Source organism: Azohydromonas sediminis (assembly GCF_003574675.1).
Classification (GTDB): Bacteria; Pseudomonadota; Gammaproteobacteria; order Burkholderiales; family Burkholderiaceae_C; genus Calidifontimicrobium; species Calidifontimicrobium sediminis.
Genome location: NZ_QOAZ01000054.1, coordinates 1 through 11,637, shown reverse-complemented (window position 1 = coordinate 11,637; position 11,637 = coordinate 1). Strand labels below are relative to the sequence as shown.

9 protein-coding genes, 3 tRNA genes and 1 pseudogene are annotated in these 11,637 nt (G+C 73.4%); all 13 read left to right on the top strand.

The window, feature by feature from the left end:
- Positions 1-186, top strand: a pseudogene (locus tag DRV96_RS17025) (ribulose-phosphate 3-epimerase); the annotation flags it as partial.
- A 224-nt stretch (positions 187-410) separates the two neighbouring features.
- Complete coding sequence (gene trpE, locus DRV96_RS17020) at positions 411-1,889, top strand: anthranilate synthase component I (RefSeq protein WP_119293376.1); 1,479 nt, start codon at positions 411-413, stop codon at positions 1,887-1,889.
- A gap of 34 nt (positions 1,890-1,923) precedes the next feature.
- Positions 1,924-6,228 (top strand): DEAD/DEAH box helicase, encoded by a 4,305-nt coding sequence (locus DRV96_RS17015; RefSeq protein ID WP_235823457.1) that lies wholly within the window; start codon positions 1,924-1,926, stop codon positions 6,226-6,228.
- Between the two features lie 105 nt (positions 6,229-6,333).
- Complete coding sequence (locus tag DRV96_RS17010; RefSeq protein WP_119293373.1) at positions 6,334-6,933, top strand: aminodeoxychorismate/anthranilate synthase component II; 600 nt, start codon at positions 6,334-6,336, stop codon at positions 6,931-6,933.
- Between the two features lie 56 nt (positions 6,934-6,989).
- Positions 6,990-8,018: a low-specificity L-threonine aldolase gene (gene ltaE, locus DRV96_RS17005; protein ID WP_235823459.1), complete on the top strand. Its 1,029-nt coding sequence runs from the start codon at positions 6,990-6,992 to the stop codon at positions 8,016-8,018.
- Positions 8,019-8,037: 19 nt separating this feature from the next.
- Positions 8,038-9,072: an anthranilate phosphoribosyltransferase gene (gene trpD, locus DRV96_RS17000; protein WP_119293369.1), complete on the top strand. Its 1,035-nt coding sequence runs from the start codon at positions 8,038-8,040 to the stop codon at positions 9,070-9,072.
- 13 nt (positions 9,073-9,085) lie between these two features.
- Complete coding sequence (locus DRV96_RS16995; RefSeq protein WP_119293367.1) at positions 9,086-9,598, top strand: hypothetical protein; 513 nt, start codon at positions 9,086-9,088, stop codon at positions 9,596-9,598.
- A gap of 14 nt (positions 9,599-9,612) precedes the next feature.
- A complete protein-coding gene (gene trpC, locus DRV96_RS16990) occupies positions 9,613-10,401 on the top strand; it encodes an indole-3-glycerol phosphate synthase TrpC (RefSeq protein ID WP_119293365.1) in 789 nt (262 codons plus the stop codon).
- Positions 10,398-11,042, top strand: a complete 645-nt coding sequence (locus DRV96_RS16985; RefSeq protein ID WP_119293363.1) for a hypothetical protein — start codon at positions 10,398-10,400, stop codon at positions 11,040-11,042. Before trpC ends, DRV96_RS16985 begins: the two co-directional genes overlap by 4 nt.
- 62 nt (positions 11,043-11,104) lie before the next feature.
- Positions 11,105-11,190 (top strand) — tRNA-Tyr (locus DRV96_RS16980).
- A gap of 44 nt (positions 11,191-11,234) precedes the next feature.
- Positions 11,235-11,308, top strand: a tRNA-Gly gene (locus tag DRV96_RS16975).
- A gap of 56 nt (positions 11,309-11,364) precedes the next feature.
- Positions 11,365-11,439: transfer RNA gene (locus DRV96_RS16970), tRNA-Thr, on the top strand.
- A gap of 46 nt (positions 11,440-11,485) precedes the next feature.
- A partial coding sequence (locus tag DRV96_RS16965; protein WP_235823458.1) for a GTP-binding protein occupies positions 11,486-11,637 on the top strand: 152 nt, incomplete at its 3' end.

Genomic DNA, 11,637 nt, shown 5'->3' with positions numbered 1-11,637 from the left:
GCGCGCAGGCTCATCGACGCGAGCGGGCGCGACATCCGGCTCGAGGTCGACGGTGGCATCAAGGCCGACAACATCCGCCGCGTCGCCGACGCCGGTGCCGACACTTTCGTCGCCGGCAGCGCGATCTTCGGCCAGAAGGACTACCGCGCCGTCATCGACGCGATGCGCACCGCGCTGGCGGCCTGACGCACGGCGCTGCTAGACTTGCCCGCATGTTCAGTCCGCGCAACGAGACTTCGCGCTCCAGGTCGTCCGACCGGGGAGCCTGGCCCTGGCGTCGCTGAGTCGCCCCGAGTCTCGTTTGCCGTCGGCCCGGTTGCGGGTCGGGCGGCCCCCGCCGAAGGCCCCGCCTTCGCGCGCACCCCACAGCGAACGGCGGCCTACGCCGCCGCCCCCGGAGGGCCTGAACCGTGATCACTGAACTGGAATTCAAGAGCCTCGCCGCGCAAGGCTTCAACCGCATCGCGCTGATCGCCGAGGCCTTCGCCGACCTCGAGACGCCGCTGTCGCTGTACCTGAAGCTCGCCGGCGGCAGCAGGCACAGCTTCCTGCTCGAGTCCGTCGTCGGCGGCGAGCGCTTCGGCCGCTACTCGTTCATCGGGCTGCCGGCGCGCACGCTGCTGCGCGCGACCGGCACGCGCACCGAAGTCGTCACCGACGGCGCCGTCGTCGAGACGCACGAGGGCAACCCGCTGGACTTCATCGCCGCGTACCGGCAGCGCTTCAAGCCGGCGCTGCGGCCCGGGCTGCCGCGCTTTTGCGGCGGGCTCGCGGGCTACTTCGGCTACGAGACGGTGCGCCTCATCGAGAAGCGCCTGGCCGGACGGCGCAAGCCCGGCGGCCTGGGCACGCCCGACATCCTGCTGCTGCAGACCGAGGAACTCGCCGTCATCGACAACCTGTCGGGGCGGCTGTACCTGATCGTGTGGGCCGACCCGCGGCAGAGCGAGGCCTACTTCCACGGCAAGAAGCGCCTCGGCGAGCTGACCGACCGGCTGCGCTTCTCGGTGACGGCGCCACAGGTGCGGCGCGGGCCGTCGTACGCCGTCGAGCGCGAGTTCGCGAAGGACGACTTCCTGCGCGCCGTCGAACGTGCCAAGGAGTACATCGCCGCCGGCGACTGCATGCAGGTCGTGCTCGGCCAGCGGCTGAAGAAGCGCTACACGGAGAGCCCGCTGTCGCTGTACCGCGCGCTGCGCTCGCTTAACCCGAGCCCGTACATGTACTACTACGACATGGGCGGCTTCCAGATCGTCGGCGCGAGCCCCGAGATCCTCGTGCGCGACGAGGCCGACGCCGAGGGCCGCCACACGGTGACGATCCGCCCGATCGCGGGCACGCGGCCGCGCGGCGCGACCCCCGAGCAGGACAAGGCCCACGAAGCCGACCTGCTCGCCGACCCGAAGGAACGCGCCGAGCACGTGATGCTGATCGACCTCGCGCGCAACGACATCGGCCGCATCGCCGAGACCGGCAGTGTGAAGGTGACGGAGGCGTTCGGCGTCGAGCGCTACTCGCACGTGATGCACATCGTCAGCAATCTCGAGGGGCGGCTGAAGTCCGGCCTGACGGCGCTCGACGTGCTCAAGGCGAGCTTCCCGGCCGGCACGCTCAGCGGCGCGCCGAAGATCCGCGCGATGGAGATCATCGACGAGCTCGAGCCGGTCGAGCGCGGCATCTACGGCGGCGCGGTGGGGTACCTGAGCTTCGCCGGCGACATGGACGTCGCGATCGCGATCCGCACCGGCATCGTCAAGGACAACACCCTGTACGTGCAGGCCGGGGCGGGCGTGGTCGCCGACTCGGTGCCCGAGCTCGAGTGGAAGGAGACCGAGGCCAAGGCGCGCGCCGTGCTGCGCGCGGCGGAGCTGGTCGAGGAAGGGTTCTGACCCCGCCGCCCTCGCAAGCGCAGCGCGTCCGCCGATGTCCCGCCGCCGTTCGTCCCTGCAGTTCACCAACCTTCACGGCCAGCCGCTGGGCGGCGCCGGCGACGTCGCCCGCACGGTCAGGCAGGCGGCGGAGGAGCGGCGTGACGACGAGGTCGAGGCGTCGCTGACGCCGGCCGAGCTCGAACGCGTCTTCGACGCCCTCGTGATCGCCGGCTGGCGCCGCGGCAAGACGGCGCTGACGACGCTGCTGCGCGCGATGGACTGGCGGCGCGACGCCGGGCGCGCCTTCAGCGGTGCCGAGACGGGCGGCGCGCTGCGGCGGCTGCTCGCCGCGGGGCGCGTGCAGGCGCACGAAGGCGAGGGCTGGTCGGTGCCCGAGGCGCTGGCCGAGGTGCGCCTGGCCACGCTGCTCGTTCGAGTGCACGCGGGCGACGCGTGGCGCGCGCTGCTGTGGGTGGCGAACGGCGCCCTCGGGACGCCGGACCGCGTGCCCGTGTACTTCACGCCGCGCGACGACGGCGAGGCGGTGGCGCTGCTGCGGCTGGTGCTGATCAGCGGCGTCGAGCCGACGGCCTACGCCGCGCTCGCCCGCGGGCCGCTGCACCACGTCAACAAGACGCAGGTCGTGCTGCGCACGCTGGCGCAGCTGCTGCGGCTGGGCCTGTTCGAGCGCGTCGACGCGTCGCTGCGCTGGCAGCTGCTGGCCGCGCTCGACGAGTACCGCCTGCTCGCCGGCGAGCCGGCGCTGCTGGCCTGGGTCGAGTCGCGCATCGGCGAGGCGCCGGCGGCGGGCGCCACCGGCCTGCGCCTGCGCGTGGCCGAGCAGCGGCTGCACCGCGGCGACGCCGCGGGTATGCAGCGCGCGGTCGCCGAAGACGCCGACGCGCGGCCGTTCCTGCCGCTGCTGCAGTCGGTGCTGCCCGCGCGCGAGGGGCGCTTCGCCGAGACTGCGGCCGCCTTCCCGGTGGCCTGGAAGGCCTTGTGCGCCTTCCTGGGCAAGCGCCGCGGTTTCGCGCCGCCGAGCCTGCTGCAGTGGTATCCGCTGGCGCTGATGGCGCAGCACGACGCGGCGGCGTGGACGACGGCGCGCAAGTTCTGCGTCGCCCTGTCGGGCTCGCGTACGCCGTCGCCGTTCGACCGCTGGGGCCGCTGGGCGCACGTGCTGGCGGTGCGGCTCGGCGACGCGCGGCTCGACGTCGAGGCGCTGCAGGCAGGCCGCCACGCGCGCCAGGAGTTGCGTGACCCGGACGCGCTGGCCGACCGCGTCGTGCTCGCGGCCTGGCTCGGCAAGTCGCCGCCCGGCTGGGACGCGGCGCTCGTCACGGCGCTGGCGCAGGCGCTGCACGAGGCGGGCCTGCCGTGGAAGGCCGACCTGGTCGCCCAGGCCTGCGAAAACCTCGGTTGGCCCGTGCCGCCGCGGCCGGCCGAGGCGCCGCCGCCGTGGCCGGCGGTGTTCTTCGCGCCGCGGCAGGACGCCTGGCGCGACGCGCTGGCCGCGATCGCCGCGCTCGGCGAGGGCCGCGCCGCCACCGCGGCGCAGCCGCTGACGACGCTGCGCTGGCGGCTGGTGCTCGACGACGCCGGCCGCGTGCACGACCTGCAGGTCTTCGAGCCGGCCGCGACGGCGCGTGGCAAGCCGAAGCCGCTGACGCCGCTGCAGCTGAAGAAGCGCACCCGGCTCGACCCGCGCGACGCAGCGGTCGCGCGCTGCCTGCGGCAGGGCCGCTACCGGGCGAACGAGGTGAGCTTCGACCTCGTGGCGGCCACCGTCGCACTGGTCGGGCACCCGGCGCTGGAACTCGACGACGCCCCGGGCGTCGCCGTCGAACTCGTCGAAAGCCTGCCCGCGCTCGAAGTGCGGCGTGAGCGCAGCCCGGGCGGCGGCGAGCACTTCGTGTTCCAGCTGCACGACGAGCTGCTCGCCGATACCGAGCCCGACCTCGAGCACCACCTGCCCGACTACGACCAGATGGACGCCGAGATCGAGCGCCGCAACGGCCTGCGCGTCGTGCGCGACGCGGCCGACCGCGCGCGGCTGATACGCATCACGCCGGCGCAGCGGCGCGTCGCCGAGCTCGTCGCGCAGCGCTGGACGGTGCCGGTGGATGCCGGCGCCGAGCTCGACGCCGCGCTGCGCGTGCTGGCCGGCCACTTCGTGCTGCAAAGCGACGCCGCCGCGGGGCAGCCGGTGGCGAGCGACGCGCGGCTCGTGGCGCAGCTGCAGCCGCGCGGCGACGCGATGCGACTGACGCTGGCGGTGCGCCCGTTCGGCGACCACGGTCCGCTGCTCGCACCCGGCCACGGCCGGGCGCGGCTGATGACGCTGCACGGCGGCGTCAGCCTGGCCACCGAGCGCGACCTCGACACCGAACGCACGCACCTGGCCGCGGTGTTCGAGCGCCTGCCCTTCCTCGCCGGCGACGAGGGGCACGCCGACGCCAGCTGGCTGCTGGAGGACCCCGAGCAGGCGCTGGCGGTGGTGCACGAGATCGGCCGCATGGCCGCTGAGGGGGCGGCCGTGCGTGCGCTGGAGTGGCCCAAGGGGCGGCCGCTGCGCGTGCACGAACCCGGGGCCAAGGCGTTCGCGACGACGCTGTCGACCGGCCGCGACTGGTTCGCGCTCGACGGCGAGCTGCGGCTCGACGAGCAGCGCGTGCTGACGATGCAGCAGCTGCTGGCGCTGCTGCGCGAGGCGCGGGGCAGCCGCTACGTCGCGCTCGGCGACGGAGAGTACCTGGTGCTGGCCGACCAGCTGCGCCAGCGGCTGGCCGAGCTCGATGCCCTCGCCGAGACCGACGGCGCGGCGCTGAAAGTTGGCGCCACCGCCGCCGCATGGCTGGCCGAGGCGGCGCCGGAACTCGGCGCGACCGGCGACGCCGCCTGGCGCCGGCGCGCCGCCGACCTCGAACGCGCCGCCGCGCTGGAGCCCGAGCCGCCGCACGGCCTGCAGGCCACGCTGCGCCCGTACCAGTACGAGGGCTACGCGTGGATGCGCCGGCTGGCCGAGGCCGGCTTCGGCGCCGTGCTCGCCGACGACATGGGGCTGGGCAAGACGGTGCAGACGCTCGCGCTGCTGCTGGCGCGCGCGGCGGCGGGTCCGGCACTCGTCGTCGCGCCGACCTCGGTGTGCGGCAACTGGGCCGACGAGGCGGCGCGCTTCGCGCCCGGCCTTCGCTGCAGCGTCTACGGCCAGGGCGACCGCGAGCGCGCGGCGCAGGTCGAGGCCGCCGGCGCCGGCGACCTGCTCGTCATCTCCTACGCCCTGCTGCTGCGCGACGCCGAGGTGCTGGCGACCAAGCCCTGGGCCACGCTCGTGCTCGACGAGGCGCAGGCGCTGAAGAACGCGGCGACGCAGCGCGTGCAGGCGGTGGGTGCGCTGCAGGCCGGCTTCCGGCTGGCGCTGAGCGGCACGCCGGTCGAGAACCGGCTGGCCGACCTGTGGTCGATCATGAACCTGCTCAACCCGGGACTGCTGGGCAGCGCCAGCCGCTTCGCCGAGCGTTTCGCCAACCCGATCGAGCGCCAGCGCAGCGAGGCAGCCCGCGCGCGGCTGCGACGGCTCGTGTCGCCGTTCCTGCTGCGGCGTACGAAGGCGCAGGTGCTCGCCGACCTGCCGCCGCGCACCGAGATCGTGCAGCGCATCGAGCCCGCCGCCGAGGAGCGCGCCTTCCTCGAGGCGATGCGGCGCGAGGCGCTGGAACGCATCGCCCGGCTCGATCCGAACGACGCGAACAGGAACCGCTTCAACGTGCTGGGCGAACTCACGCGGCTGCGCCGCGCCGCCTGCGACCCGCGTCTCGCGGCGCCCGAGGTCGGCCGCATCGGCGCCAAGGTGCAGGCGTTCGAGCGGCTGGCGACCGAACTGGTCGACGCGCGCCACCAGGCGCTGGTGTTCAGCCAGTTCACCGACTTCCTGAAGCTGCTGGCCGAGCGGCTCGACGCCTGCGGCCTGCGTTACCAGGTCCTCGACGGCAGCACGCCGGCCGCGGCGCGCCAGGAGCGCGTGGCGGCGTTCCAGCGCGGCGAGGCCGACCTGTTCCTCATCAGCCTGAAGGCCGGCGGGTTCGGCCTGAACCTGACCGCGGCCGACTACGTCATCATCGCCGACCCGTGGTGGAACCCCGCCGCCGAGGATCAGGCGATGGGCCGCGCGCACCGCATCGGCCAGCAGCGGCCGGTGACGGTCTACCGCCTCGTCACCGCGGGCTCGATCGAGGAGCGCATCGTCGCGCTGCACCACGACAAGCGTGAACTGGCCGAGGGGCTGCTGGCCGGGCAGGACAGCGGCGCGCCGCTCGCGGCGAGCGAACTGATCGACCTGCTGCGCGATGCGGGCTGAACACTTTCACGCGGCCCGGCGTGCCCGCCTTGCGGCGCACCACCACCACGACTCCACCACGACTCGGCCGCACAATGGCCTGGACGACCCGAGGGCTAGAGCGCCATGCTGCTGATGATCGACAACTACGACTCGTTCACCTACAACCTCGTGCAGTACTTCGGCGAGCTCGGCGAGGAGGTGCGCGTGTTCCGCAACGACGAGATCACGCTCGAAGGCATCGCCGGGCTGAACCCCGACCAGCTCGTGCTGTCGCCGGGGCCGTGCTCGCCGGCCGAGGCGGGCATCTGCGTCGAGGCGATCCGCACCTTCATGGGCCGCATCGCGATCCTCGGCGTGTGCCTCGGACACCAGGCGATCGGCGCCGCGCTCGGCGGCCGCATCGTGCGCGCCCGGCAGCAGATGCACGGCAAGACGAGCCTCGTGACGCACGACGGCCAGGGCGTGTTCGATGGCCTGCCGAACCCGTTCACCGTGATCCGCTACCACTCGCTCGTGATCGAGCGCGCGACGCTGCCCGAGGTGCTCGCGATCACCGCGACGTCGGAAGACGGCGAGATCATGGGCGTGCGCCACCGCGAACTCGCCGGCAGCACCACGCCGCTCGAAGGCGTGCAGTTCCACCCCGAGTCGATCCTGACCGAACACGGTCACGCGCTGCTGCGCAACTTCCTGCGCATGAGCCGCGAGCCGGCGACGCTGTGAGCCCTGTGAAGACCGTCGACCTGCGCAGCGATACGGTGACGCGGCCGACGCCGGCGATGCGCGCCGCGATGGCCGCCGCCGAGGTCGGCGACGACGTGTTCGGCGACGACCCGAGCGTCAACGCGCTGCAGGCGCGCATGGCCGCGCTCACCGGCATGGAGGACGCGCTGCTGATGCCCTCGGGCACGCAGAGCAACCTGTGCGCGCTGATGGCGCACTGCGAGCGCGGCGACGAGTACCTCGTCGGCCAGATGGCGCACACCTACCGCTACGAAGGCGGCGGCGCGGCGGTGCTCGGCAGTATCCAGCCGCAGCCGCTGGCGCAGGACGGGGAGGGGCTGATGAGCCTCGCCGACATCGCCGCGGCGATCAAGCCCGACGACCCGCACTTCGCGCGCACGCGGCTGCTGTGCCTCGAGAACACCTGGAACGGGCACCCGATGCCCGCGGCCTACCTGGCCGAGGCCACCGCGCTCGCGCGCTCGCGCGGGCTCGCGTGCCACCTCGACGGCGCGCGCGTGTTCAACGCCGCGGTCCACGCCGCCGGCCCCGGCGGCGACCCGTTCGCCGCGCTGCGCGAGATCACGCGCCACTTCGACAGTGTCTCGGTGTGCTGCTCGAAGGGCCTGGGCGCGCCGGTGGGCTCGGTGCTGTGCGGCTCGCGCGCGCTGATCGGGCGGGCGCGGCGCTGGCGCAAGGTGGTGGGCGGCGGCATGCGGCAGGCCGGTGTGCTGGCGGCGGCGATCGACCACGCGCTCGACCACCACGTGCACCGCCTGCGCGACGACCACGCGCGCGCCGCGCGGCTGGCCGACGGCTTGCGCGGCCTGCCGGGCCTCGCCGTGCGGTCGGCCGCGACCAACATCGTGTTCGTCGACGTCGACGGCGGCCGCGGCGGCGAACTGCTCGCGCACCTGGGCGCGCGCGGCATCCTGGCCACCGGGCTGATCGGACTGCGCTTCGTCACGCATCTGGACGTCGACGACGACAGCATCGAGCGCACGATCGCCGCGGTGCGCGAGTTCTGTACCCGCCCGGCGAGTACGGCCGCCACGGCGCCGCGCGCTCCCGACTCCCCCTACTGACTGCCCGCGAGGAGACCCCATGGCGATCACCAACACCGAAGCGCTGACGCGCGTCATCGAGCACCGCGAGATCTTCCACGACGAGATGCTCGCGCTGATGCGCCGCATCATGAGCGGCGAGATGAGCCCGGTGATGATCGCCGCGCTGACGATCGGGCTGCGCGTCAAGAAGGAGACGATCGGCGAGATCGCCGCCGCGGCGCAGGTGATGCGCGAGTTCGCCACACCCGTGGCGGTCGCCGACCGCACGCACCTCGTCGACATCGTCGGCACCGGCGGCGACGCCTCGCACACGTTCAACATCTCGACCGCCGCGACCTTCGTCGCCGCCGCCGCCGGCGCGCGCGTGGCCAAGCACGGCGGGCGCAGCGTCAGTTCGACCAGCGGCAGCGCCGACGTGATGGAGGCGCTCGGCGCGCGCATCGACCTGACGCCCGAGCAGGTCGGCCAGTGCATCGCCGAGACCGGCGTGGGCTTCATGTTCGCGCCGAACCACCACCCGGCGATGAAGCACGCGGCGCCGGTGCGCAAGGAGCTCGGCGTGCGCACGATCTTCAACATCCTCGGGCCGCTGACGAACCCGGCGGGCGCACCGAACCAGCTGCTCGGCGTGTTCCACCCCGACCTCGTCGGCATCCAGGTGCGCGTGCTGCAGCGTCTGGGCAGCGAGCACGTGATGGTCGTCTACGGGATGAACGGCATGGACGAGGTGTCGCTGTCGGGCGAGACGATGGTCGGCGAACTGAAGGACGGCGAGGTGCGCGAGTACACGATCCACCCGAGCGACTTCGGGTTGCCGGTGTACGACTCGCGCGTGCTGAAGGTCGCGAACAAGGAAGAGTCGGTCGCGTGCATCCAGCGCGCGCTGGCCAACGAGGACGGGCCGGTGCGCGACATCGTGCTGCTCAATGCCGGGGCGGCGCTGTACTGCGCGAACCTCGCCGGCTCGATCGCCGACGGCGTCAAGCTCGCGCGCGAGGCGGTCGCGTCGGGCCGGGCGCTGGCCAAGCTCAGCCAGTTCGTCGCCGCGACGAACCGGCTGCGCGCCGCGTGACCGGGCGCGCGCGATGACGGTGGGCGCACCGTCGCTCGACGCGCTCGTGCGCGCCGCGCACGACGCACCGCAGCTGTTCCTGCCGCGTGTCGAGGCGCACCCGGCGGGGCTGTGGCTGGGCGGCGCGTCGCTCGCGCTCGGGCTCGCGGCCGCCGGCATCGGCGACGGGCACGCGGCGCTGGGCTGGGTCGCGCTGGCCGGCATGCTGGTGGCGATGCTGCTGCACGCGTGGCTCAAGCGCGCTCGGGCCGGCTGGCTCGTCGACTTCGCGGCGCGCACCGTCGCGCCGCGCGAGCTGCCCGGCGAGGTGGTCGTGATCGACGGGGCGGGCTGGTCGATCGCCTGCGCGCCGGGCGACCGCCGGCAATCGATCGCGATCGACCTGCGCCACGCCGAGCGCGGTCGCGTCGTGCGGCTGTTCGACAGCGCGGCGCGGCTGCGCGGCGCGTCGATGACGCGCCTGAACGAACTGGCCGACGTGCTGGCGCGGCGCTTGCGCATCGAGCGCAGCGGGCCACGCCTGTGAACGGGGGGATCACGATGTCCGACATCCTGAACCGCATCGTCGCCGTCAAGCGCGACGAGGTCGCCGCGGCGCTGAAGGTGCGGCCTGCGGCCGACGTGCGCCGCGCCGCCGAGGCGCGGCGCGACGTGCGCGACTTCGTCGGCGCGCTGCGCGGGCGGGTCGGCGCCGGCCGGCCGGCGGTGATCGCCGAGGTCAAGAAGGCGAGCCCGAGCAAGGGCGTGCTGCGCGAGCACTTCGTGCCGGCCGAGATCGCCGCGAGCTACGCGCGCCACGGCGCGGCGTGCCTGAGCGTGCTGACCGACGCGCCGTTCTTTCAGGGCGCGCCGGCCTACCTCGAGCAGGCGCGCGCGGCGTGCGCGCTGCCGGTGCTGCGCAAGGACTTCATCGTCGACGCCTACCAGGTCGACGAGGCGCGCGCGATGGGCGCGGACTGCATCCTGCTGATCGCCGCCTGCCTCGACGACGCGCAGATGGCGGCGCTCGAGGCGCAGGCGCTCGCGCTCGGGATGGCGGTGCTCGTCGAGGTGCACGACGCCGCCGAGCTCGACCGCGCGCTGCGCCTGAAGACGCCGCTGGTGGGCGTCAACAACCGCAACCTGCGCACGTTCGAGGTCTCGCTGCACACCACGCTCGACCTGCTGCCGCGCGTGCCGGCCGACCGCCTGCTCGTGACCGAGTCCGGCATCCTGACGCGCGACGACGTGCGCACGATGCGCGACGCCGGCGTGCACGCCTTCCTCGTCGGCGAGGCCTTCATGCGCGCTCCCGACCCGGGGCAGGCGCTGGCGCAGCTGTTCGGATGAGCGCGGCCGCCGGGCTGCTGGCGCGCTTCGACGTCCACGGCCGCTACTACGACGCTGTACTCGACGGCCGGCGCTTCGCGCTGCGCAGCCACCTCGAGATCGTCGAGCGCGGGCTCGACCCGGTGGCGGCGCGCGCTCGCCCGGCCGACCTCGTCGCGGTGATGATGAACCCGGGCGCGTCGCGGCCGCTGGCCGACCTCGACGCCGACGGCTGGGCACCGGCGCTGCCCGACCGCACGCAGTACCAGCTGATGCGCCTGGCGCTGCGCGCGCAGGCGCAGGGGTGGGCGCTGCGGCACATCCGGGTGATCAACCTGTCGGACCTGCGCACGCCAAAGAGCGCCGAACTGTTCGCGGCGCTGGCCACGCTCGCCGATGATCGTCACAGCATCTTCAGCCCGGCGCGCGCCGGCGAGCTCGCGCGCGCGCTCGGGCCGGCGCGGGTGCCCGTGCTGCGCGCGTGGGGCCTGGCCCGTGAACTCGCGCCGCTGGCGTCAAAGGCCATCGCGGCGACATCGTCGCGCAGGGTGTTAGGGCTCACTGACCGGGAACCGTTCTACCGTCATCCGCTGCCGCAGCGGGCCGACCTGCAGCGGGCCTGGCTCGACGCGATGACGCGGCAGCTGCCGGTGCGTGACTGAGCGCGGCTTTGGGGCACTTGGTGCGCACGGGTGGAAACCCGCTATACTTCGCGGTTCGCCGCGGAGGGGTGCCCGAGTGGTTAAAGGGGGCAGACTGTAAATCTGTTGGCTTACGCCTACGCTGGTTCGAATCCAGCCTCCTCCACCAAAGCGAACTTTGATTGCGTCTGTCTTCGGCCAGGCGGCTCCCGGGCGGGAGTAGTTCAATGGTAGAACCCCAGCCTTCCAAGCTGATGATGCGGGTTCGATTCCCGTCTCCCGCTCCAGTGCGCCGCTTCGTCGCCAAGCGTGTGGGCGTCGTCGCGCCCAGACCCGTGTCGACGCCCATGTGGCTCAGTGGTAGAGCACTCCCTTGGTAAGGGAGAGGTCACGCGTTCGATCCGCGTCATGGGCACCACTCATCGTCATCCTTCTTACTGAACCGATCGCCAGGAGAACCGGCAATGGCAAAAGGCAAGTTTGAGCGCACGAAGCCGCACGTGAACGTGGGCACGATTGGACACGTGGACCACGGCAAGACGACGCTGACGGCGGCGATCACGACGATTCTGGCGAGCAAGTACGGCGGCGAGGCGAAGAAGTACGACGAGATCGA